The sequence below is a fragment of the Pseudoalteromonas sp. SG44-8 genome (assembly GCF_014164125.1).
GTDB lineage: Bacteria > Pseudomonadota > Gammaproteobacteria > Enterobacterales > Alteromonadaceae > Pseudoalteromonas > Pseudoalteromonas rhizosphaerae.
Map to the genome: position 1 here is coordinate 1 of NZ_JACJEQ010000104.1, position 250 is coordinate 250.

At 44.0% G+C, this 250-nt stretch carries 1 pseudogene; it reads right to left on the reverse strand.

Annotated features, from left to right (window positions below):
- Positions 1-3 precede the first annotated feature (3 nt).
- Positions 4-250: pseudogene (locus tag H5163_RS21150) on the reverse strand (group II intron reverse transcriptase/maturase); the annotation flags it as partial.

Consider the following 250-nt stretch of genomic DNA (forward strand, 5'->3'; position numbering starts at 1 on the left):
GGTTCATCTCCCGTAGTGAATATTGATCCAAATATCTCTTAATGACGCTAAACCTTGTGACGCTAGATAGTCATTGCCTATCGCAATGTTAATTCCTTTTGTTTTTGAGCTTCTACAAGGACCTTTACTGGTGATACCACATGCAATGGCGAGTCGTTCGCTAACACCCAATTTCATTAAACTGCGTACTTTGGTGCGAGGTTTACGCCATTGCCGCCAGTAGCACATTCTTATCCTACGGCGGATCCAG